At 64.5% G+C, this 21383-nt stretch carries 19 protein-coding genes; 9 read left to right on the top strand and 10 right to left on the bottom strand.

Annotated features, from left to right (window positions below):
• Positions 1-206: 206 nt before the first annotated feature.
• Complete coding sequence (locus ACVILH_RS07380; protein ID WP_456712301.1) at positions 207-1328, top strand: hypothetical protein; 1122 nt, start codon at positions 207-209, stop codon at positions 1326-1328.
• 3 nt (positions 1329-1331) lie between these two features.
• Here ACVILH_RS07380 and ACVILH_RS07375 read toward each other — a convergent pair whose 3' ends face one another.
• The 3 genes from ACVILH_RS07375 to ACVILH_RS07365 form a co-directional block, all read right to left on the bottom strand.
• Positions 1332-1907 carry a Smr/MutS family protein gene (locus ACVILH_RS07375; RefSeq protein ID WP_456712300.1) on the bottom strand — a complete coding sequence of 192 codons (576 nt, stop codon included), beginning with the start codon at positions 1905-1907 and terminating at the stop codon, positions 1332-1334.
• Between the two features lie 12 nt (positions 1908-1919).
• Positions 1920-3572, bottom strand: a complete 1653-nt coding sequence (gene mltA, locus ACVILH_RS07370) for a murein transglycosylase A (protein ID WP_456712299.1) — start codon at positions 3570-3572, stop codon at positions 1920-1922.
• A gap of 163 nt (positions 3573-3735) precedes the next feature.
• On the bottom strand, positions 3736-4437 hold the full coding sequence (locus ACVILH_RS07365) for a Tim44/TimA family putative adaptor protein (protein ID WP_456712298.1): 702 nt from the start codon (positions 4435-4437) through the stop codon (positions 3736-3738).
• A 396-nt stretch (positions 4438-4833) separates the two neighbouring features.
• Between ACVILH_RS07365 and secB the strand changes: the two genes are divergently transcribed.
• Positions 4834-5322: a protein-export chaperone SecB gene (gene secB, locus ACVILH_RS07360; protein ID WP_456712297.1), complete on the top strand. Its 489-nt coding sequence runs from the start codon at positions 4834-4836 to the stop codon at positions 5320-5322.
• 60 nt (positions 5323-5382) lie between these two features.
• Here the strand turns inward: secB and dnaQ are convergent, their stop codons facing one another.
• Genes dnaQ through ACVILH_RS07340 form a run of 4 tightly spaced genes read right to left on the bottom strand, consistent with a single transcriptional unit; the run spans position 5383 to position 8213 of the window.
• Complete coding sequence (dnaQ, locus tag ACVILH_RS07355; protein ID WP_456712296.1) at positions 5383-6081, bottom strand: DNA polymerase III subunit epsilon; 699 nt, start codon at positions 6079-6081, stop codon at positions 5383-5385.
• Positions 6082-6115: 34 nt separating this feature from the next.
• Entirely contained in the window at positions 6116-6715 is a 600-nt protein-coding gene (coaE, locus tag ACVILH_RS07350; protein WP_456712295.1) for a dephospho-CoA kinase, read from the bottom strand.
• 39 nt (positions 6716-6754) lie between these two features.
• Complete coding sequence (locus ACVILH_RS07345; protein WP_456712294.1) at positions 6755-7363, bottom strand: Maf family protein; 609 nt, start codon at positions 7361-7363, stop codon at positions 6755-6757.
• Between the two features lie 10 nt (positions 7364-7373).
• Entirely contained in the window at positions 7374-8213 is an 840-nt protein-coding gene (locus ACVILH_RS07340; protein ID WP_006612676.1) for a pyruvate, water dikinase regulatory protein, read from the bottom strand.
• Between the two features lie 414 nt (positions 8214-8627).
• Between ACVILH_RS07340 and hemJ the strand changes: the two genes are divergently transcribed.
• The 7 genes from hemJ to ACVILH_RS07305 all read left to right on the top strand — a co-directional run bounded on the left by hemJ (position 8628) and on the right by ACVILH_RS07305 (position 17098).
• A complete protein-coding gene (gene hemJ, locus ACVILH_RS07335; RefSeq protein ID WP_456712293.1) occupies positions 8628-9050 on the top strand; it encodes a protoporphyrinogen oxidase HemJ in 423 nt (140 codons plus the stop codon).
• A 241-nt stretch (positions 9051-9291) separates the two neighbouring features.
• Entirely contained in the window at positions 9292-10557 is a 1266-nt protein-coding gene (rho, locus tag ACVILH_RS07330; protein ID WP_006612678.1) for a transcription termination factor Rho, read from the top strand.
• A 538-nt stretch (positions 10558-11095) separates the two neighbouring features.
• Positions 11096-12430: a tRNA uridine-5-carboxymethylaminomethyl(34) synthesis GTPase MnmE gene (mnmE, locus tag ACVILH_RS07325; RefSeq protein ID WP_456712292.1), complete on the top strand. Its 1335-nt coding sequence runs from the start codon at positions 11096-11098 to the stop codon at positions 12428-12430.
• Between the two features lie 170 nt (positions 12431-12600).
• Positions 12601-14478: a tRNA uridine-5-carboxymethylaminomethyl(34) synthesis enzyme MnmG gene (gene mnmG, locus ACVILH_RS07320; RefSeq protein WP_456712291.1), complete on the top strand. Its 1878-nt coding sequence runs from the start codon at positions 12601-12603 to the stop codon at positions 14476-14478.
• 11 nt (positions 14479-14489) lie between these two features.
• Positions 14490-15158: a 16S rRNA (guanine(527)-N(7))-methyltransferase RsmG gene (rsmG, locus tag ACVILH_RS07315; RefSeq protein WP_456712290.1), complete on the top strand. Its 669-nt coding sequence runs from the start codon at positions 14490-14492 to the stop codon at positions 15156-15158.
• A 30-nt stretch (positions 15159-15188) separates the two neighbouring features.
• Complete coding sequence (locus ACVILH_RS07310; RefSeq protein ID WP_006612682.1) at positions 15189-16040, top strand: ParA family protein; 852 nt, start codon at positions 15189-15191, stop codon at positions 16038-16040.
• Positions 16041-16201: 161 nt separating this feature from the next.
• Complete coding sequence (locus ACVILH_RS07305) at positions 16202-17098, top strand: ParB/RepB/Spo0J family partition protein (RefSeq protein WP_456716896.1); 897 nt, start codon at positions 16202-16204, stop codon at positions 17096-17098.
• A 37-nt stretch (positions 17099-17135) separates the two neighbouring features.
• Here ACVILH_RS07305 and holA read toward each other — a convergent pair whose 3' ends face one another.
• Genes holA through leuS form a run of 3 tightly spaced genes read right to left on the bottom strand, consistent with a single transcriptional unit; the run spans position 17136 to position 21345 of the window.
• Positions 17136-18164: a DNA polymerase III subunit delta gene (gene holA / locus ACVILH_RS07300; RefSeq protein ID WP_456712289.1), complete on the bottom strand. Its 1029-nt coding sequence runs from the start codon at positions 18162-18164 to the stop codon at positions 17136-17138.
• An 18-nt stretch (positions 18165-18182) separates the two neighbouring features.
• Entirely contained in the window at positions 18183-18734 is a 552-nt protein-coding gene (gene lptE / locus ACVILH_RS07295; protein WP_456712288.1) for an LPS assembly lipoprotein LptE, read from the bottom strand.
• Positions 18721-21345 (bottom strand): leucine--tRNA ligase, encoded by a 2625-nt coding sequence (leuS, locus tag ACVILH_RS07290; protein WP_456712287.1) that lies wholly within the window; start codon positions 21343-21345, stop codon positions 18721-18723. Before leuS ends, lptE begins: the two co-directional genes overlap by 14 nt.
• Between the last annotated feature and the right edge of the window lie 38 nt (positions 21346-21383).

Raw genomic sequence — 21383 nt, 5'->3', positions numbered from 1 at the left:
TCTGCCCGAGCGCTCACCACAAATTCCGCTGTCGTCCCGGCGAACGCCGGGACCCATAACCACCGAAGCTGATAGTAGCTGAAGATGGCGGCTCCAGCCCTGCCTCACCACAGACAACGGTGGCTAGGGGTCCCGGCTCAAGGCCGGGACGACATCTGCGGATGTGGCAACGACCTCGCCTCCTTCTACCACTCGTCGAGCTTGGCATGACCAGCGGGTACAGCAAGCACTGGCGCGCGATGCTCATCGTCAACGCCGCCGTGATGCTCGGCGTCTTCCTGCATAAGCTCACGCTACCCCCCTACGTTCCCTACATCCATCTGCTCGTCGACTACCACTTCGGCTTCATCAAGCGCGCGCTGATCGGCGCGGTCATTGGACTGTTCACAGCCAAGGTTCCGGTCTGGCTGGTGTTCGCGTTGGCGGGGAGCGTCTGGCTGATCACCTTCGCTCTGTTCATTCAGCTTTTCCGCCGCACCTTTGGCCTCGACCGCGCGCAGCTGCCGCTGGTCATCTTCACCGCCGGCTCGCCATTCGTGTTCAAGAACTTCCTGTTCACGCTCGGCCATTTTGACATCTTTGGCTGCCTTGGTGCGATCATCCTGCTGCTGGTGCCGGCGCGCTCGCTTGCCTACGTGCTGCTCGCAGCGCTGATCTCGGCAGCGCTGGTGCTGATCCATCACATCCATCTCTTGATGTATGTGCCGACCATCACGGCGATCGTCGTGCTGCGCTACTACATGATACGCCCCATCACGCGGCTGGATATCGCGGTCGGGGCGATGGCACTGCTTGGCCTCGGCGTGCTGTTCCTCGCGGCGCAATTCCTCGGCACGATGCCGCTGCCCGAGGCGGATTTCGTGAGCTACCTGAAGGCGCGGATGGTCGACCCGTCGCGCACCGAGCTCTTGCAGTTCGCCTATGTCTGGTATCAGCCGCTCAACAAGGAGGTTCAAGATACTTTGGAGCGGCTGCCGTCGAACCTGCTGGGCGTGCCCGTCTATGCGCTGCTGCTGTGGCTGCATTGGCCGTTGTGGCGTGCCTTCAAGCAGCACGTGGATGCGTTGAGCGCGCCGCGTCACCGCCAGATTGTCGTCTCCGCACTCGTCGTGATCAGCCTCGCCTATCTCGTGATGTTCGCCATGGTGTTCGACTATTCGCGCTGGATCTCGAGCTGGGTGGTCTGCATCGTGCTGATGCTGCATGCGGTCAAGACGCTGCCCGCGGCCAGGCCCATGGCCCTCATCAATGGCGAAGATCGCAAGATCACAATTCTCGGCTGGATCGTCACGGTCATCCCGCGCGTCGGCATCATCCGGCCATTCTGACGATCAGCCGCGCGGGCGCCTGATCCGAACGTACAGCGCGCCGGCGCCGCCATGACCGACATGGGCTTCCTCGAAACCCACGATCAGCGCGCGGAATTCCGGCAGGCTCAGCCAATGCGGCACCTGGCGGCGGAGCACGCCGCGCTCGGGATCGGCACCGATCGTGCCCTTGCCGGTAATGACGAGCACGAAGGTCAGTCCATCATGCTGCGCCCGATGCAGGAAATGATGCAGCGCCTGATGCGCCCGGCTTTGGGTCATGCCATGCAGGTCGAGCCTCGCATCGATCTCGCTCCGGCCCCGCGACAGCTTCGAGCGTTCCTTGCGGCCGAGCGACACCAGCGGCGGGATCGCCGGCTTGACCGGCTTGGGGACCGCGATCGGAGCGACCGGGCGGGGCGTCGTCATTGGCTTGGCGGATTGCGGCTCGGCTGTCGTCATCGGCGGATGCGGCCGCACCAAACGCGGCGCCTTGCGCAGCGGCTTGACCTGGCGCGCCACCGTCTCCCATAGCGTGCGCTCGTCCTCGGAGAGGCCACGCTTGCGCCGGCCACGCGGCGGCTCGGGATCTTCAGACATGGCAATGGCGGTTCATCGGTGATTGCGGTGACGCCTGCCATAACGCAATCGGCGGGAATTGCGATCACTTTCAAGCCGCGGCCGCGCCTCCGGCAGGGGCACCGGCGCGACGACATTTTGCGCCACCGTCGTCGTCGAGCTTCCGCCGGCGGCCGGGGCAGGGACCTTCACATCCTTGTTAGCATCCTTGGCCGGCGAGGCCGCAACGCCTGTCTGATCCTGACCCTTGCCTTGATCCTTGGCTAGTTCCTTCGTCTGATCTTTCGCCGGCGCCTTCTGCGCGTCGTTGGCCGCTTCCTTCGGCAAAACCTGCGGAAACAGCTTGCCAATCTTCTCCGACGGACGCGCATCCGGCAGCGGCATCTTGCGGCCCCGCGCGACCGGATCGAGGCTGCGCGGCACCAGCATCACGAACTGGATGCTGTGCTTGAGCCGGCCCGACACTTTGCCCGCTTCCTGTCCCGCGCCGAAATAGAGATCAGCGCGGGCCGGGCCCACGATCGCCGATCCCGTGTCCTGCGCGATCATCAGCCGGTGGAACGGGTTCTTCTGCTTCTCCGAGTCGATCGGCAGCTCGCCGGTAATGAAGAACGGCGTGCCATAGACGTGCAGTGACTTGTCGACGGCGATCGAGCGGCCCGGCGTCAGCGGAATGCCCTGCGCGCCGACGGCCTCGTCCTTCTCCGACAGCTGTACCTCGCGGAAGAAGATGTAGGAGCGGTTCATCCGCCGCAGCTCGTTGGCCCCTTCCGGATTCTGCTCCATCCAGTCGCGGATGCGCTGCATCGACATCTGCTCGCGCGGGATGATGCCGCGCTCGATCAGGATGCGGCCGACCGGCGTATAGGGATGACCATTATAGGCGTCGTAGTTGATGCGCACGGTCGAGCCGTCGTCGAGGCTGATGCGGGCCGAGCCCTGGATCTGCGCGAACAACAGATCCGTCTGATTCCGGAGCCAGGCAATTTCGAGGCCGCGGCCCTCGATGGCGCCGTCCTCGATCTCCGCGCGGTCGTAATAGGGCACAAGCTTGCGCCGGCCGATCTTGCGATAGACCGGGCCCTTGTTCGGCAGGCTGGTCGCGTCCTGCTTGAAACCGCGCACGAACAGGTTGGAAGGGCGGCGATAGACCGGAACGTTGTAGACCTCGTTCTGGGTGCGCGAGCCCTCGATGACCGGCTCGTAGTAGCCGGTGACGAAGCCGTCGGCATCGCCGAGCTTGGAGATCTTCAGCGGCTCGAAGTTGCGCTCGAAGAAGCCGCGCGCAGCTGCGTTGTCGGTGAGATCGTTGGCGCGTGCGTCACGGCAGGGATCACGCAAGGAATCACCGAGCGCCTTGTCCTCGGGCGCACCATCGGGCTTCGCCGCGATCGGCTTGCAGCTGGCGCGGAACGTCTTGTAGGCGGCGAGCTGATCATCATCCGTCCAGCCAGGCACGTCGCTCCACGCCAGCGGCTGATACTGGCTGTTGGTGATCTCGAGCGGCCAGTCGAGCTGGGGGTAGGGCAGGTGGCGCATCGGCGGCGCGGGCGACCGATGACGGGCACGCACGGCCTCGGCGACCTCCGGCGCAAGCGCCACCGCGGCGATGCTCAGCGCGAGCGCCGGCGTCCAATATTTGAGGTGACGGGTCGTAAAACCCCGCTTCCAAATTTCGCGAACCATGCCTGCACCGTCAAAGTACCACTCAACGCGAAGCTCGGAAAAAAACGGGATTTCTAAGAACCGGGATTTCGAAAAACTTGAAGTGCGTCTCGTGGTGCTCCGAGAAGCTGCAGCCGCCGGACCGCCTCACACGCGATGTGAGCGGGCCGGCGTCCGTTCCTGATCAATGGCTGCCGGTGCCGACCAGCTTCCAGTTCGGATCACGCGAGCCGGTGTCGCGGGCGAAGGTCCAGATGTCGGTGATGTCGGCGACCTTGTCCGGATTGCCGTCGACGATGTTGCCCATCTTGTCGCGCGTGACCGAGATCATCTGCGAGACGAACCGCACCGTGAGCTGCGCGGTGCGGTCGCGGGCCTCGGCGCCGACCAGCTCGGCGGTGTCGATCGAGACGAAACGCGTCTCGGTCTTCTGCTCGTTCTTCTCGCGATCCTTGATGACGGAATCGAAGCTGTCATAGACCTCGGATGACAGCAGGTCGCGCAGCGCGCGGCGGTCGCCATTGGCGAAGGCCAGCACGATCATCTCGTAGGCGCTGCGCGCGCCGGTCAGGAAGTGACGCGGGTCGAACGACGGATCGCTGGCGGCGATCGCATCGAGACCCCGGGCGAGCGGCGTCCCCTGTTCGGCCACGCCCCGCCAGCGATCGCTCGGCGCACCGAACTCCGCGCCGGTGCTCGGTGCTGCCGGATCGATCGGCGCGCCGGGGACGGGCATCACGCGATTGTCGGGAGCACCCTGGACGGCATTCCGGGCCGCGTGATCGAACGGCGTCCGCTCACTACCAGTGCGCTGGCCGAGCACGGCACGCAGACGCACGAAGATGAAGACCGCCAACGCCAGGAAGATGATGGTATAAATGTCCACGTCGTGTTCGCTTTCTGACTTGTCGAGCCGAACGCGGAGCCCGGCCACCGGGCACCCGTTCTACAGGATCCAGGTAAAGACCAGTGAATCCCTCGGTCGACCCGGATGTAGTCATCGAATTGGGCCCGGCCAATGGCACATTGTGGCGCGGCGATCCTAACCCGTTTCGGACCCTAGGGGAAATCGCTCCGGGACATCGGCTCGTCTGAGATCGGAACAGGTGAGCCCGGTCAGTCGTTCCGTCCGGTCGCCGATGCGACAAATAGAGGCATGCCGGCCGAAACGGCCGTCGTCCCGCGCCTTAACGGCGTCCTCGGCTCGTCCTTGTGGAACAAGCCGGCCCTATGGTAGCCACGCGCCGCAACGATCCGCCCTTTGTGCCAGGAGAATACTTCGATGACCAACGGTAACGGCGCCACTCCCGAGGCGGCCCCTCCTCCCCAACTCAACGTGCTGGCGCAATACATCAAGGATCTCTCGTTCGAGAACCCGAACGCGCCGCAGTCGCTGGCACCCCAGGGCCAAGCGCCGCAGATCAACATCCAGATCAATGTCGGCGCCAATGCCCTGGCCGAGACCGAATATGAAGTGACCTTGACGATCGAGGGCAAGGCCGAGAGCGGTAGCCAGGTGATGTTCAGCTTCGAGCTGGTCTATGGCGGCGTGTTCCGGCTGGTCAACGTGCCCCAGGAGCACCTGTCGCCGATGCTGCTGATCGAGTGCCCGCGGCTGCTGTTCCCGTTCGCGCGCGAGATCGTTGCCAATTCGGTCCGCGACGGCGGCTTCCCGCCCCTGATGCTCGACCCCGTCGACTTCGTCAGCCTGTACCGGCAGAACATGGAGCGCCAGGCCGCGGCCCAGGGCGCGCAGGTTCTTCAGAGCTGATCCGTTAAGATTTTTACTGTCGATGATTGAAGGGCGTGATCCGCGGCCGGGCGCCGGGGATCACGACCCCGCTAAAAATTCCATCCAGATCGGCTTGTCGCCCAGGGTGGCAATGAAGGCACGATGTGCCTCGCGCTCGGCATCGGTCACGCGCGGAGCCAGCGGAACATCCCGCTGACGCCGCGGCGTATCACCGCCGACGCCGATCCGGATCTCCTGCGACTCCTGGGTCAGGATCAGTTGCGACTGACGGGCGCCGACGAGGTCGACATAGACCTCCGCCAGCAGCTCGGCGTCGAGCAGCGCGCCGTGCTTGGTCCGGCGCGAATTGTCGATCGCATAGCGCGAGCAGAGATCGTCGAGCCGGTTCGACACGCCCGGATGCTTGCGGCGCGCCAGCAGCAGCGTATCGACCAGCCGCTCCCTGGGGATCGCCGGGCGCTTGACCCGGTCGAGCTCGGCATTGATGAAGCCGATGTCGAACGAGGCATTGTGGATCACCAGCGGCGCATCGCCGATGAACGCCAGGAAATCCTCGACCACCTCGTGGAACAGTGGCTTGTCGGCCAGGAACTCGCTCGACAGGCCGTGCACCGCGAAGGCCTCGGCCGGCATGTCACGCTCGGGATTGATGTAGACGTGGAAGACCTGGCCGGTCGGCATGCGGTTGACGATCTCGACGCAGCCGATCTCGACCAGGCGGTCGCCGCGGAGCGCGTCGAGGCCGGTGGTTTCGGTGTCGAGTACGATTTCACGCATCGGTCTGTCCGTCGCTGCAACGGCGCACGTCGAATCAGCCGCGCCGCCGCGGCATCTTAACGACCTCGGCCAGGATGTCGCGGATGCGGGCGCGCACCGGGTCAAGCCCATGCGAGGTATCCACGACGAAATCGGCGCGCGCGCGCTTCTCGGCATCGGGCATCTGCCGGGCGAGCAGCGCGTCAAGCGCTTCCTCCGTCACGGTGCCACGCGCCAGGATGCGCTGGCGCTGGATCTCGGGTGAGGTCGACACAACGACCACAGCATCGACCCGCTTGTCGCCGCCGGTCTCGAACAGCAAGGGCACATCGACGACGGCAACGGGCACGCCGGACTGCTCGGCGTGATCGAGGAACGCCTGGTGATAAGAGCGCAGCATCGGATGCACGATGGCTTCGAGCTTGCGAATGGCCTCCGGATTGCCGACGACCTGCGCTGACAGCTTCGGTCGATCGACCTTGCCGTTGACCGTCGTGCCGGGGAACGCAGCCTCGACCGCAGGCGCCGCCTCGCCTTCATAGATCTGATGGACCGTTGCGTCGGCGTCATAGACGGGAACGCCGGCTTCCGCGAACAGCTTGGCTGTCGTCGACTTGCCCATGCCCATCGAGCCGGTCAGCCCCAACACCCTCATCCGCGTTCGCTCCTCGCAACCATCAGCCTCGGCGGCCCGTCAGAATTTGAGCAGCTTGGCTTCGCGAAGGAAAGCCAACAGCGGCAGCAGCGGCAGGCCGAGGATGGTGAAGTGATCGCCGTCGATGCGGTCGAACAGATGCACGCCGAGACCTTCGAGCTGATAGGCGCCGACGCTCGACATCACCGGCGGGCCGGCCGTGTCGAGATAGGACGCGATCTCGCTCTCGGTGAGCGTCCGCATCGTCATCCAGGCCACGGCGACGTGGGAGAACAAGACCTCGCCATCGCGCACGACCGAGATCGCCGAATGCAGCGCATGGGTCCGACCGGCCAACGCCAGCAGCTGGTGCATCGCCTGCTGTCGGCCGGCCGGCTTGTTGAACATCCGCTCGCCGAGCGCCAACGTCTGGTCGGCGCCGATCACGTATGAGCCAGCCTTCAACGCCGAGACCGCCCGCGCCTTGGCCGTCGCCAGATGCAGCGCGATCTCATAAGGCGCAACCAACCCGGCCTCGGCCTGAACAGCGCGCTCGTCGATATCGGCCGGCACCGCCTCGCAGGCGAGACCGGCATTCTCGAGCAGCATGCGCCGGGCTCGGCTTTGCGAGGCCAGCACCAGCGGCCCGTCACCACACCATAGGGTCATCGCAGTCCACTCAATCCGGCAGACGCTGCCGCTGCCGGTCGGAATAGAGTTTCAGGATCGCGGCCGCCGTCTCTTCGATCGAGCGGCGCGTCACGTCGAGCATCACCCAGTTGAACTTCGCACTGAGCTTGCGTGCATAGGCGACCTCATCGGTCACCGACTGCTTGTCGACATAGTTCTCGTTGCCGGATTCCGCACCCATGCTGAGCAGCCGATTTTGCCGCACCTGGATCAGCCGCTCCGGCGTCGCATGCAGGCTGACGACCAGCGGCTTCTTCAGGATCTCCAGCTGGTGCGGAATCGGGATGCCCGGGACCAGCGGCACATTGGCCGTGCGCACGCCGCGGTTGGCGAGATAGATCGAGGTCGGCGTCTTCGATGTCCTGGAGACGCCGACCAGAACGACATCGGCATCCTCCAGCCCGTCGACCATCTGGCCGTCGTCATGGAGCATCGTGTAGTTCAGCGCATCGATGCGCGCGAAATATTCGGCATTGAGGACGTGCTGCGCGCCGACCCGGCCCGCGGTGGAGGCGCCGAGATAGGCCTCGAACAGCTGCATCACAGGACCGATGATCGACAGGCTCGGGATGTTGATCTGCTGGCACTTGGCCTCGAGCCTGGAGACCAGATCCTTCTCGAGCAAGGTGAACAGCACGATCCCCGGCGCCTCCTCGATCTCGTCGAGCACACGGTCGAGCTGCTTCTGGCTGCGCACCAACGGATAGACATGCTCGACCGGGGTCACGTTGGCGTATTGCGCAGCGACGGCTCGCGCAACCGTGATCAGGGTTTCGCCGGTTGAGTCGGAAACCAGATGCAGGTGAAAGTAATTGCCGGTGGTGGGCATCAAATCCTTAACGATCTGTGAATCCCTGTGAAGGACGGGGCCAAAACGCGGGCGCGAGCCGCCCCCTTTGGATAACCCCGAATCTTCTTCACATGGTCGCTGTCCGGGACAACTCAGGCGTCACGCCTGATGATATCGGGACGAGGTCCGTTTGTCTTGGGATAAGCTGTCGACCAAATTCGGCAAGCATTTGAATCACATCGGACTCGCACGCAGGCGATTGCGCCGAGCTGGCCTGTTGAAGGATGTGAACAAGCGGCTCGCAATCTGCGGATGGCGTTGCATGAGTCCAATCCACCGCTACCTAGACTCAAACCCTAAGATTCTAAAATTATTTGGTTTGGAAGCGATCGAGCCAGCGGATATGTCTCGCCTCCCAAGAGTCACCATCCGGTTAATGGATCGCGAAGTCTGATGTACGAGTGGATCAAGGCGCTGCACGTCATTGCCGTCATCGCCTGGATGGCCGGCATGCTCTATCTGCCGCGACTGTTCGTCTATCATTGCGAGGCGGAGATCGGCTCGAAGCAATCCGAGACCTTCAAGGTCATGGAGCGCCGCCTGCTGAAGGCGATCATCAATCCGGCGATGATGGTGACGTGGCTGGCCGGGCTCTATTTGGTGTGGGCCGGGCACTGGTATGCCAGCGGCTGGTTTCACGGCAAGTTTCTGCTTGTTCTCATTCTGTCCGGCGTGCACGGGCTGTTCACCCGCTGGGTCAAGGATTTTGCCGCCGACCGGAATGCGCACACTCAGAAGTTCTATCGGTATATCAATGAGGTACCGACGGTCCTCATGATCGGCATCGTGATTCTCGTGATCGTCAAGCCGTTCTGATCTCATCCATGAGAATACCGCCCTGCTGCAGACGGCTTGCGGAGGGCGGCGCGATTTTCTATATTAAGACTATCCCACCCCACGCAGGCGGATGTGGTTGCGTTCCGGCTTGACCGGCCGCCGCATCAGGTTTGGTGCCTCATCGGCGCCAACCTTGCTCAGACCTGCGGACCTCATTTTCGTCCGCCTTCCCACAGCCACCTCGCATCCCTCCCAAGTCGCTTCCACAGGACCTCCCCCAATGCGGGAAATCAAACTACAGGACCTCAAGTCAAAGACGCCGGCCGAGCTCGTCTCCTTCGCGGAGGAGAACGGGGTCGAGAACGCCAGCACGATGCGCAAGCAGGAGCTGATGTTCGCCATCCTCAAGCAGCTCGCCATCCAGGAAACCGACATCATCGGCGAAGGCGTCGTCGAGGTTCTCTCCGACGGCTTCGGCTTCCTGCGCTCGCCGGATGCCAACTATTTGCCGGGCCCGGACGACATCTACGTCTCGCCCTCGCAAATCCGCCGCTTCGGCCTGCGCACCGGTGACACCATCGAGGGCCACATCCGCAGCCCGAAGGAAGGCGAGCGCTATTTCGCGCTGCTCAAGGTCAACACCTTGAACTTCGAGGATCCCGAGAAGTCCAAGCACAAGGTCAATTTCGACAACCTCACGCCGCTGTTTCCCGATGAGCGCTTCCGGCTCGAGCTCGAGGATCCGACCCGCAAGGATCTGTCGCCGCGCGTCATCGACATCGTCGCCCCGATCGGCAAGGGCCAGCGCGCGCTGATCGTCGCGCCGCCGCGCACCGGCAAGACGGTGCTGATGCAGAACATCGCGCATTCGATCACGGCCAATCATCCCGAGTGCTATCTGATCGTGCTGCTGATCGATGAGCGCCCGGAAGAAGTCACGGACATGCAGCGCTCGGTCAAGGGTGAGGTCGTGTCCTCGACCTTCGACGAGCCGGCGGCGCGCCACGTCCAGGTCGCGGAGATGGTGATCGAGAAGGCCAAGCGCCTGGTCGAGCACGGCCGCGACGTCGTCATTCTGCTGGACTCGATCACCCGTCTCGGCCGCGCCTACAACACCGTCGTGCCGTCCTCCGGTAAGGTGCTGACCGGCGGTGTCGACGCCAACGCGCTGCAGCGGCCGAAGCGCTTCTTCGGTGCTGCCCGCAACATCGAGGAAGGCGGCTCGCTGACCATCATCGCCACCGCGCTGGTCGACACCGGCAGCCGCATGGACGAGGTCATCTTCGAGGAGTTCAAGGGCACCGGCAACTCCGAGCTCATCCTCGACCGCAAGGTCGCCGACAAGCGGACTTTCCCGGCGATCGACATCGCCCGCTCCGGCACCCGCAAGGAGGAGCTCATCACCGAGCCGCAGAACCTCAAGAAGATGTACGTCCTCCGCCGCATCCTCAATCCGATGGGCACGATGGACGCGATCGACTTCCTGCTCGACAAGCTCCGCAGCACCAAGAGCAACTCGGAGTTCTTCGAGTCGATGAACACCTGATCGGTTACGATCGCAGGATTTGAAAGGGCGCTCTTCGGGGCGCCCTTTTTGTTATGGGGCGGTCTTGCGCATAAAGCTGATAGTGCCGCGGACAGCTTCGAGATCAACCTCGGTGCCACCCTCCCCTTGAGGGGCAGGGCTATCGCATATGAAGATACGGCGCTGTCGCCACCAACAATCCTGGCAATTAGTTACTCCGTCATGCCCGGGCTTGTCCCGGGCATCCACGTGATTCTCAGCGCGCTGAACGGCGTGGATGGCCGGGACAAGCCCGGCCATGACGACGTGGAGGAAGGCGAGCGCGCCACTGCGATCGTCAAATGCGATAGCCCTGCCTGGAGGGGGGCCTGGAGGGGGAGGGTGGGACTGAGATTCGCGGCGCCCTTCGTCTTGGTCGTAAGCATGGTGGCGATGGTGCAGGCTTTGCTCGATGTCATCGCATCCTGCTCGAGCTCCGTCGCGGAGCATCGCCATCCCGCGTAAAGCATGCCGGCGTAAACTGATTGTCTTTCTGGGCCGCTAAGCCCAATTGAACGTCATGCATCCTCACGACCAGACCATCTTCGCGCTGTCCTCCGGGCGGCTGCCGAGCGCGATCGCGATCGTGCGTCTCTCTGGTTCGCATGCCGGCCCAGCGCTTCAGATGTTGGCCGGAAAGATGCCGGCACCGCGGGTGGCGACACGGGCGCTGCTTCGTGACAGCCACGGCGATCCGATCGACGATGCCGTGGCGTTGTGGTTTCCGGCGCCGGCCAGCGCCACCGGCGAGGACGTCGCCGAGCTGCATGTCCATGGCAGCCGCGCGGTGATCGCGACGTTGTTCTCCGAGTTGTCGGCCATGCCTCGGCTACGCCCGGCGGAGCCAGGCGAGTTTACCCGACGCGCGTTCGAGCACGGCAAGATCGATCTGACCGAGGCCGAGGGGCTCGACGATCTCATTCACGCCGACACGGATCGCCAGCGCCGCCAGGCGTTGCGGCAGCTCAAGGGTCTGCTCGGCGACAAGGCGCGTCGCTGGCGTGACCAGATCATCGAAGCGGCGGCGCTGATCGAGGCCGGGATCGACTTTTCCGATGAAGGAGACGTGCCGGCCGAGCTGATGGCTCCTGCCTTGTCCCGGATCGAGCAGCTCAGGGGAGAGGTCCAGTCCGTCCTGGATGCGCAGGGACGGGCCGAGCGTCTGCGCGATGGTCTGACCGTCGTCATCGCCGGGCCGCCGAATGCGGGCAAGTCGACCCTGATGAATCAACTGGCGCGGCGCGAGGTGGCGATCGTCTCTCCCTATGCCGGCACGACGCGCGACGTCATCGAGATTCAGCTCGATCTGGACGGCTATCCGGTGACCGTGATCGACACGGCGGGCATCAGGGACACGGATGATCCGGTCGAGCAGGAGGGCGTCCGACGCGCCCGGGATCGCGCCGCGCAGGCGGATCTTGTGCTCTGGCTATCGGAGAACGATCAGGCCGAGGTCGAGCGTCAGGGCGAAACGCCGGTCTGGCTTGTCCGTAACAAGATCGATGTGACCTCGTCGGGACAGGACGGCGCAGTCCCGCGGGATCAAACCCCGGCCTTCCGGATCTCCGCCAGGAGCGGAGAGGGGATGGCGCGATTGCTGGACGCTCTGATCGACTTTGCGCGGGACTATTTCGGTGCCACGGAAAGCGGCCTCATCACCCGGGAGCGGCAGCGAAGCCTGCTGATTGAGACCGTTGCGGCGCTCCGGCGGAGCACCGATGCGGTCGCGCTGGGCGAAGAGCTTGTCGCGGAGGAGCTGCGCATCGCCGCTCTTGCGCTCGGGCGGCTGTTGGGGCGGGTCGATGTCGAAGATCTGCTGGACGTGATCTTCCGCGAGTTCTGCATCGGGAAATAGGCGCGGCATGTTTAATGAAACGTTGATTGGTTAACCCATCCTCAATCGTTTCACGTGAAACAAGGGTCGGTCTCACCAAGACGTTTCACGTGAAACACGGCGTCAGCTTCGTGGGCTTGTTTCACGTGAAACGTCTTCCGGGCGTTGTCCCTAAGCGCTAGATATCCGCCATGAGCGAGCATCTGACATCTTACGACGTCATCGTCATCGGTGGCGGCCACGCCGGCTGTGAAGCAGCGGCCGCGTCGGCGCGTATGGGCGCCCGAACCGCTCTGGTCACGCACCAGTTCGCCACCATCGGGGCCATGTCCTGCAATCCTGCGATCGGTGGAATGGGAAAGGGCCATCTGGTGCGGGAGGTCGACGCGCTGGACGGTCTCATGGGTCGCGTCGCCGATGCCGGGGGCATCCAGTTTCGTGTTCTGAACCGGCGGAAGGGTCCGGCCGTCCGCGGCCCGCGGGCACAGGCTGACCGGAAGCTTTATGCCGTCGCGATGCAGGCTGCGATCCGGGAGACCGTCAATCTCTCCGTGATCGAAGGCGAGGCGGACGAACTCGCCGTCGCCAACGGACGTGTCGCCGGGCTCAAGCTGGCGGATGGCCGGACGCTGGCTTGTGGTGCCGTGGTCATTACGACCGGGACCTTCCTGCGCGGTCTGATCCATCTCGGCGAGAAGACCTGGCCGGCCGGTCGCGTCGGTGAGGCGCCGGCGCTCGGACTGTCGCGCTCGCTGGAGGCGATCGGATTCAAGCTCGGCCGCCTGAAGACCGGAACGCCGCCGCGTCTGGATGGACGCACAATCGACTGGTCCGCAGTCGAGATGCAGCCCGGCGATGATCCGCCGGAGCCGTTCTCCGTCCTCACCGACAAGATCACCACGCCGCAGATCCAGTGTGGCATCACCCGGACGACGACCGCGACCCACGACGTGATCCGCGCCAACGTGCATCGCTCGCCGATGTATTCCGGGCAGATCAAGTCGACCGGTCCGCGCTATTGTCCGTCGGTCGAGGACAAGATCGTCCGCTTCGGAGATCGCGACGGCCACCAGATCTTCTTGGAGCCGGAAGGGCTCGACGACAGCACGGTCTATCCAAACGGGATCTCCACTTCGCTGCCGGAGGAGGTTCAGCTCGCGCTGCTGCCGACCATTCCGGGATTGGAGCGGGTGCGGATGATCCGGCCGGGCTACGCGATCGAGTACGATCACGTCGATCCGCGCGAGCTGGAGCCGAGCCTGCAGACCAAGCGGATGAAGGGCCTGTTCCTGGCTGGCCAGATCAACGGCACCACGGGATATGAAGAGGCGGCGGCACAGGGTGTGGTGGCTGGTCTGAACGCGGCGTTGGTGTCGAGTGGTGGCGAGGCGATCGTGTTCGATCGGGCCGACGGCTATCTCGGTGTGATGATCGATGACCTCGTCACGCGGGGAATCACCGAGCCGTATCGCATGTTCACCTCGCGCGCCGAATATCGCCTGACGCTGCGGGCCGACAATGCGGATCAAAGGCTGACGGACAAGGGCATCGCGCTCGGCTGTGTCGGCGGTCAGCGGGCGCAATTCCACCGGACTAAGATGCAGGCGTTGGAAGCGGCTCGCGCTCTGGCGAAGTCGCTGACGATCACCCCCAACGAAGCGGCCAAGCACGGGCTCACGCTGAACCGGGATGGCCAGCGGCGGTCGGCATTCGAGCTGATGGCCTATCCTGAAATCGATTACGCGCAGGTGAGGGCGATCTGGCCCGAGCTCGGCGCGATGGATCCGGTGATCGCCACCCATCTGGAGATCGATGCCAAGTATGATGTCTATGTCCGCCGCCAGAGTGAGGACGTCGAGGCCTTCCGACGCGACGAAGGTTTGGTGCTCGGTGACCTGGACTACGCGCTGGTCCCTGGTCTCTCGAACGAAGCGCGCGCGAAGCTGACCGCGGCCAAGCCCTGGACGATCGGGCAGGCGGGTCGCATCGACGGAATGACTCCGGCGGCGCTCGGAATTCTGGCGGCGTATCTGCGCCGTGAGGCGCGGCGCAACAAGGCCACGGGTTGAGGACGTTTCACGTGAAACGAGCAACGTCCGTCGCACCCCCTGATGCGCTCCAAAGCGACAAAGCCGAGGCCCTCGCTCTCACCCCCGTTTCACGTGAAACGGAGCAGCGCCTCGACCACTACATCGCGCTGTTGCTGGAGTGGCAGGCCAAGACCAATCTGGTCGCGCCGTCCACCTTGCCGCATCTCTGGACCCGACACATTTCGGATTCGCTGCAGCTTCTTGATCTCGCGCCCGAGGCCAAGATCTGGGTCGACCTCGGCAGCGGCGGTGGCTTCCCCGGCGTGGTGCTGGCTTGCGCTTTGGCCGAGCGGCCCGGGGCCCAGGTTCATCTGGTCGAGCGCATCGCCAAGAAGGCCGCGTTCCTGCGTGAAGCAATTCGCGTCACGGGCTCACCGGGGATCGTGCATTTGTCAGAGATCGGGGATATCGTGGAGAAGTGGAGCGGGCGAGTCGATTGCGTGACCGCACGCGCGCTGGCTCCGCTACACCAACTCATCGGCTTTGCGGAGCCCTTGGTGAAAAAAGGCGCGAAAGCGCTGTTTCTCAAGGGTCAAGATGTAGATGCGGAATTGACCGAATCTACCAAGTATTGGAAAATCGAGCCGAAACTTCATTCCAGCCGGACGGGCGGGCAGGGCTGGATCGTCGCAATCGATTGCATCGAGCGACAAGGCTGAACTCCCGCACAACAACCATGGCGATCGCGCATGTCCGTAATTGATCAGATTTATCAAGAAGATAGAGCCCCTCACCCGGACGGGCATCCGCGCATCCTGGCGCTCGCCAACCAGAAGGGCGGGGTCGGCAAGACCACGACCGCGATCAACCTCGGCACCGCGCTGGCCGCCATCGGCGAGCGCGTCCTGATCGTCGATCTCGATCCCCAGGGCAACGCCTCGACCGGTCTTGGCATCGACCGCGGCAGCCGCAACTGCTCCACCTACGACGTCTTGATCGGCGAGGCCTCGCTGCGCGACGCCGTGGTCGCGACCGCCGTGCCGCGGCTGCACATCGCGTCCTCGACGATGGACTTGTCCGGCCTCGAGCTCGAGCTCGGCAACAGCGCCAACCGTGCCTTCCGTCTGCGCGACGCGATCGCCGGCCTCAACAACAACGTCTCGCCGGAGAACGACTACACCTATGTGCTGGTCGACTGCCCGCCGTCGCTGAACCTGCTGACCGTCAATGCGATGGCCGCATCGGACGCGATCCTGGTGCCGCTGCAGTGCGAGTTCTTCGCGCTCGAAGGTCTGTCGCAACTCTTGCAGACCGTGGAGCAGGTGCGCTCGACCTTGAACCCGAACCTGTCGATCCACGGCATCGTGCTGACGATGTTCGACTCGCGCAACAACCTGTCCAACCAGGTCGTCGCCGACGTCCGCCAGTTCATGGGATCGAAGGTCTACAACACGATGATCCCGCGCAACGTCCGCATCTCCGAGGCGCCGTCCTACGGCAAGCCGGTGCTGGTCTATGACCTGAAGTGCGTCGGCAGCGAAGCCTATCTCAAGCTCGCGACCGAGGTCATCCAGCGCGAGCGCGATTTGCGCGCCAACTAAGCGATTGCCATGGTGCCGGCTGGCGTCATGTCAGCCGCATCTCGATCGAGGATGACGGCGAATTCCGACAGCGGGATTCGTCATGTCCTTTCTTTGCCCTGACGCTGCGGTTCGGCAGCAGCACGGAAGCGGAGCGTGACGTGAATCCAAAGGAGAAGGCGATGGCGGAGGAGTCGCGATCGCGGTTGGGCCGGGGCCTCGCGAGCCTGATCGGTGACGTCGGCCGCGAGGCGGGTGCGCCGCCGGAGCGGCCGCGCAATCAGCGCAAGGTGCCGATCGAGTTTCTCAAGCCGAACCCGCGCAACCCGCGCAAGACGTTCTCCGACGGCGAGCTCGCCGAGCTCTCGGCCTCGATCAAGCAGCACGGCGTGATCCAGCCGATCGTGGTGCGTCCGATCAAGGGCCAGCAGGATCGCTACGAGATCATAGCCGGAGAGCGCCGCTGGCGTGCCTCGCAGGCGGCCGGCCTGCACGAGGTGCCGATCGTCCCGGTCGACGTCAGCGACAGCGATGCACTCGAGCTCGCGATCATCGAGAACGTGCAGCGCGAGGACTTGAACCCGATGGAGGAGGCGCAGGGCTATCATGCGCTCGCCAACGAGTTCAAACGCAACCAGGAAGAGATCGCCAAGATCGTCGGCAAGAGCCGCAGCCACGTCGCCAACATGATGCGGCTGACCAAGCTGCCGGCCGAGGTGCAGGGCTTCATCGCCACCGGCGAGATCTCGGCCGGCCATGCGCGCGCGCTGATCAACCTGCCGGACCCGCTGACGGCCGCGAAGAAGATCATCGCGGAGGGCCTGAACGTTCGGCAGACCGAGGCGCTGGCGCATGAGGAGGGCGTGCCCGAGCGCAAGCCGCAGAAGCCGCGCAGTACGGGCGGCAGCGCCACGCCCGAGAAGAAGGACGCCGATACGCTCGCGCTGGAGAAGCGCGTCGGTGACGCGCTCGGTCTCACGCTTTCGATCAGCCACCGCGATCCCGGCGGCACCGTGCAGATCACCTACCGCAGCCTCGAGCAGCTCGACGAGGTGATGCGCAGGTTGGAGCAGGGCTAGTTGTGACTCGTCGCTGCTGACTGCGCTGCGATGGCCATCATCCCTTCCGCCGTGCCGCCACCGCGATCGACAACAGCGTCCGCTGTGCGATCGCGGCTGCGAGGCCGGGCTGCTTGCGCATGTCGAGCGCGGCCGTCGCGAGCTGATCGATGATCGGCAGCAAGCGGGCAGGGGAGAAGTTGCGGAGCGCTGTTTCGGCGCTTGGCTTGCGCGAGAAGTGCAGCCGCGGGAAGCCGCCTTCGAGAATGCTCGAAACCGGCGTGCCCGAAGCGACGGCGAGCGCGGATTTGTGCAGCCATGCCGCATGCCGCTGCGCTGCCGAGATGATCACCCCGGGATAGGTGCCGGCGATCATGGCCTTGCCGAACTCGGTCTCGACCACCTCAGGCTTGCCGCCGAAGGCGCCGTCGACGATCGGATCGAGCTTCATCTCCGAGGCGTCGGCGACCACCGCCATGACATGGTCGAGCGTCACCTCGCCCTCGCCATGCGCGAACAAGGTCAGCTTGCGCACTTCATTGCGCGACGCCTGCCGGTCGCCGCCGAGCAGCGCCATCAGATAGGCGCGCGCGTCTTGCGAGATGCGCAAGCTGGCAATGCGGAGCTCGTCGTCGATCAGCTTGGCGAGATCGCGCTCGGTGTCCGGGTAGCACGCGATCGCCACCGCACTCGCCGCCTTCTCGCAGATCTTGCGCAACGGTGAATCCGGCCTGATATCGCCGGCCTCGATGACGATGCGGCAGTCGCGCACGCTCATCTGCGTGAGCGTCTCAACGCCGCTGGCGAAGGTCCGCGATCCCGCGCGGACGCGAATGGCGCGGCGGCCGCCGAACAGCGGCACGGTCATGGCCTCGTCGACCAGACGCGACGGCTCGGCGGCGAGCTCGTCGCCGTCGAGCCGGACCACGGAAAACGGATCATCGGGATTGTCGACGGCGGAGGCGATCAGCGCCTCGGCCCGTTCGCGGACGAGGCCGGCGTCCGGCCCGTACAGCAGGATCAGCGGACGGGCGGCGTCAGGCCTCGCAAGGAAGGCGTCGATCTCTCGTCCGCGCAGCGCGACCACGGCGGTGTCAGCCGTGCGTCAGGTGCCCGCGGTGAAATAGGCCGCGAGCCGGGTCTTGATCTTCTCCGCAACCTCCTCGGAGGCGCGGTCCTCGGCATCGTTGAATGCGCGCTGCCGGGCGAAGCGCTGGTAGGAGCCGGGGATGTCGTACGACGTGCGCGCGAAGGTCGTGCCCGTCATCACCGATTTGTTGGTGGCGAGCTCGACCAGATTGTACTGCACGTCGATGCCGACATTCTCGGTGGTCGGCAGGCCGGTGGTCTGCGACACGATCAGCGACGAGCGGCTGGTCTGGAACCGCAGCACCAGCTTGTGGGTCGGAGCGGTTCCGGTCGCGGTGCCGTAGAGCTTGAAGGCGAGCGAGTTGCGGATCGCAACACCGATGCGCGCCTCGGGCGAGGCGTTCGGCTTGTCGACGGGCGGCAGCTCGATGCCCATGAGCTTGTCGCGCAGCCCCGGCGTGCCGTCGGCATGCTCGGCATACATCGGCTGGAAGCAGCCAGCCGTCAGCCCAGCCAACGCGGCCACGGCCAGCAGCCGTGCAGCGATCCGAAACCTAGCCGACGACATTCACGATCCTCTTGGGAACAATGATCACCTTGCGGACGGGCTTGCCGTCCAGCGCCAGTTTTACTGCATCGAGTGCCAAAACGGCAGACTCAATTTCCGGATTCTGCGCGTTGCTGGCGACTGTGACTTCTCCGCGCTTCTTGCCGTTGACCTGCACGACCAAGGTCATGCTGTCCTCAACCAGCAAATCTCGTTCGATTTGCGGCCAGGAGGCCTCCGAGATCAGGCCGGAGTGACCCAGCACCTGCCAGCACTCCTCGGCCAGATGCGGCATCATCGGCGAGAACAGCTGCACCAGGATGCCGGCTGCCTCGCGAATCGCCCAGGCGAGGTCCGGCGCCGGCTTGGCGAGCTTTGCCAGCACATCGGCCAGCGCATTGGCGAATTCGCGGATATGCGCCAGGCAGACGTTGAAGTGCAGCCGCTCGATGCCGCCGGTCACCTTGTCGAGCGCGCCATGCGCGGCCTTGCGCAGCGCCAGCGCGTCCGGGCCGAAATCGGCCGGACGGGAGGAGGGGGCCTCCGCCGAGGCCGCGACCGATTCGTTGACCAGCCGCCACAGGCGCTGGACGAAGCGGGCCGCGCCCTGGACGCGCTCGTCGCTCCAGATCACGTCGCGATCCGGCGGCGAGTCCGACAGCATGAACCAGCGCGCGACATCGGCGCCGTAGCTCTCGATGATGTCGTCGGGGTCGACGGTGTTCTTCTTGGACTTGGACATCTTCTCGATCGGGCCGATCGTGATGTCCTCGCCGGTCGCGGTCAGCACGGCGCGGCGGCCATTGCCACCGACCTCGATCTTGACCTCGGCCGGATTGACGTAGGTGCCGTCAGCCTTCTGATAGGTCTCGTGCACCACCATGCCCTGCGTGAACATGCCGGCGAACGGCTCGTCCATCGCGACATGGCCAGTCGCCTTCATCGCGCGGGTGAAGAAGCGGCTGTAGAGCAGATGCAGGATCGCGTGCTCGACACCGCCGATATACTGGTCGACCGGCATCATCCGGTTGGCGACCGCAGGCGTCGTCGGCGCGGTCTCGTTCCACGGATCGGTGAAGCGCGCGAAGTACCAGGACGAATCCACGAAGGTGTCCATGGTGTCGGTTTCGCGCGTCGCCCTAGCCCCGCATTTCGGACAGGTGACGTGCTTCCAGGTCGGATGGTGATCCAGCGCATTGCCCGGCTTGTCGAAGGTGACGTCGTCAGGCAGCACGACCGGCAGGTCCTTCGCCGGCACCGGCACGACATCGCATTTGGCGCAATGGATCACCGGGATCGGGCAGCCCCAATAGCGCTGCCGCGAGATGCCCCAGTCGCGCAGGCGGAAATTGACCTGGCGCTCGCCCACGGGCGCGCCGCCGCGCTGCTCGGTCTCCAGCCGCTTCGCCACCTCGTCCTTGGCCTGGGCGATCGTCATGCCGTCGAGGAAGCGCGAATTGATCAGCCGTCCGTCGCCGTCGAAGGCGGTGTCGGTGATGACGAAGCTCGCGGGGTCCTGTCCTTCGGGGCAGACCACCGGCGTATTGCCGAGACCGTATTTGTTGACGAAGTCGAGGTCGCGCTGGTCATGCGCCGGGCAGCCGAAGATGGCGCCGGTGCCGTACTCCATCAGCACGAAGTTCGCGACATAGACCGGCAGGGTCCAGCTCGGATCGAACGGATGCACGGCGCGGATGCCGGTATCGAACCCCTGCTTCTCGGCGGTATCGATCGCCTCCTGGGCGGTGCCGATGCGCTTGATCTCGGCGATGAACGCGGCGAGCTCCGGATTCTTGGCAGCCGCGGCCTGCGCCAGCGGATGGTCGGCCGAGATCGCCATGAACTTTGCGCCGAACAGCGTGTCCGGCCGCGTCGTGAAGATCTTCAGCTCGGTCTCGCCGGCCGGTGTTGTCTTCGCATCCAGCGCAAAGCGGATCAGCAGGCCTTCGGACCGACCGATCCAGTTCCGCTGCATCAGCCTGACCTTGTCGGGCCAGCGGTCCAGGCCATCCAGCGCGTCCAGCAGCTCCTGCGAGTACTTCGTGATCTTGAACACCCATTGGTTCATCTCACGCTGTTCGACCACCGCACCGGAGCGCCAGCCGCGGCCGTCGATGACCTGCTCGTTGGCGAGCACGGTCATGTCGACCGGATCCCAGTTCACCTTGCGCTGCTCGCGCTCCACCAGCCCGGCCTGCATGAAGTCCAGGAACATCTTCTGCTGGTGCTTGTAGTAGGACGGATCGCAGGTCGCGAACTCGCGGGCCCAGTCGAGCGACAGGCCGATCGAGCGCAGCTGCTTCTTCATTGCTGCGATGTTGTCGTAGGTCCACGCCTTCGGCGCCACCTTGCGCTCGATCGCGGCGTTCTCCGCCGGTAGGCCGAACGCATCCCAGCCCATCGGATGCAGCACGTTGAAGCCCTTGGCGCGCATGAACCGCGCCAACACGTCGCCGAGCGTATAATTACGGACATGGCCGATATGGATGCGTCCCGACGGATAGGGAAACATCTCGAGTACGTAGTATTTCGGACGCGGATCGTCGTTCTTGGTGGCGAAGATCGCCTTCTCGTCCCACTGGCGCTGCCAGCGCGGCTCGGCTTCACGGGCGTTGTAGCGTTCGGATGTCATGGAATCGCTTGTAATTTTCGAGGATTCGCGTCGTTTCA

Source organism: Bradyrhizobium sp. USDA 4353, from assembly GCF_054063215.1.
The sequence above is the reverse complement of the archived record's forward strand: the minus strand, read 5'-3'. Positions and strand labels throughout refer to the sequence as shown.

What these genes read in the sequence shown, in the direction of transcription:
- ACVILH_RS07380 (WP_456712301.1), top strand. Translation starts at nt 207, where the DNA reads ATGACCAGCGGGTACAGCAAGCACTGGCGCGCGATGCTCATCGTCAAC.
- ACVILH_RS07375 (WP_456712300.1), bottom strand. Translation starts at nt 1,907, where the DNA reads ATGTCTGAAGATCCCGAGCCGCCGCGTGGCCGGCGCAAGCGTGGCCTC.
- mltA (WP_456712299.1), bottom strand. Translation starts at nt 3,572, where the DNA reads ATGGTTCGCGAAATTTGGAAGCGGGGTTTTACGACCCGTCACCTCAAA.
- secB (WP_456712297.1), top strand. Translation starts at nt 4,834, where the DNA reads ATGACCAACGGTAACGGCGCCACTCCCGAGGCGGCCCCTCCTCCCCAA.
- dnaQ (WP_456712296.1), bottom strand. Translation starts at nt 6,081, where the DNA reads ATGCGTGAAATCGTACTCGACACCGAAACCACCGGCCTCGACGCGCTC.
- coaE (WP_456712295.1), bottom strand. Translation starts at nt 6,715, where the DNA reads ATGAGGGTGTTGGGGCTGACCGGCTCGATGGGCATGGGCAAGTCGACG.
- ACVILH_RS07345 (WP_456712294.1), bottom strand. Translation starts at nt 7,363, where the DNA reads ATGACCCTATGGTGTGGTGACGGGCCGCTGGTGCTGGCCTCGCAAAGC.
- ACVILH_RS07340 (WP_006612676.1), bottom strand. Translation starts at nt 8,213, where the DNA reads ATGCCCACCACCGGCAATTACTTTCACCTGCATCTGGTTTCCGACTCA.
- hemJ (WP_456712293.1), top strand. Translation starts at nt 8,628, where the DNA reads ATGTACGAGTGGATCAAGGCGCTGCACGTCATTGCCGTCATCGCCTGG.
- rho (WP_006612678.1), top strand. Translation starts at nt 9,292, where the DNA reads ATGCGGGAAATCAAACTACAGGACCTCAAGTCAAAGACGCCGGCCGAG.
- mnmE (WP_456712292.1), top strand. Translation starts at nt 11,096, where the DNA reads ATGCATCCTCACGACCAGACCATCTTCGCGCTGTCCTCCGGGCGGCTG.
- mnmG (WP_456712291.1), top strand. Translation starts at nt 12,601, where the DNA reads ATGAGCGAGCATCTGACATCTTACGACGTCATCGTCATCGGTGGCGGC.
- ACVILH_RS07310 (WP_006612682.1), top strand. Translation starts at nt 15,189, where the DNA reads ATGTCCGTAATTGATCAGATTTATCAAGAAGATAGAGCCCCTCACCCG.
- ACVILH_RS07305 (WP_456716896.1), top strand. Translation starts at nt 16,202, where the DNA reads ATGGCGGAGGAGTCGCGATCGCGGTTGGGCCGGGGCCTCGCGAGCCTG.
- lptE (WP_456712288.1), bottom strand. Translation starts at nt 18,734, where the DNA reads ATGTCGTCGGCTAGGTTTCGGATCGCTGCACGGCTGCTGGCCGTGGCC.
- leuS (WP_456712287.1), bottom strand. Translation starts at nt 21,345, where the DNA reads ATGACATCCGAACGCTACAACGCCCGTGAAGCCGAGCCGCGCTGGCAG.